We start from the raw sequence: 304 nt of genomic DNA, 5'->3' as shown, positions 1-304 counted from the left end.
CATGGCCGGGTGCGGGTGCGTTTTCACTGGGACCGCTACTGCCCGGGAAACGAAGACAGCTCCTGCTGGGTGCGGGTGTCGCAGGCGTGGGCCGGTACCGGATTCGGCAACCTCGCCATTCCGCGTGTGGGTCAGGAAGTGATAGTGGACTTCCTCAACGGCGACCCGGACCAGCCCATTATTATGGGCCGCACCTACCACCAGGACAACCGCTCGCCGGGCAGCCTGCCGGGCACGAAAACGCAGATGACCATCCGCTCGAAGACCTACAAAGGCGGCGGATTTAACGAACTGAAATTCGATG

1 protein-coding gene is annotated in these 304 nt (G+C 62.2%); it reads left to right on the top strand.

All coding sequences use genetic code 11. From position 1 onward, the window contains the following. Positions 1–304, top strand: a 304-nt coding sequence (gene vgrG, locus OGX66_RS01380) for a type VI secretion system tip protein VgrG (protein ID WP_286510777.1), incomplete at both ends; no start/stop codon positions are given.

The sequence above is a fragment of the Citrobacter sp. Cf072 genome (genome assembly GCF_030334485.1).
GTDB lineage: Bacteria > Pseudomonadota > Gammaproteobacteria > Enterobacterales > Enterobacteriaceae > Citrobacter > Citrobacter freundii.
The sequence above is the reverse complement of the archived record's forward strand: the minus strand, read 5'-3'. Positions and strand labels throughout refer to the sequence as shown.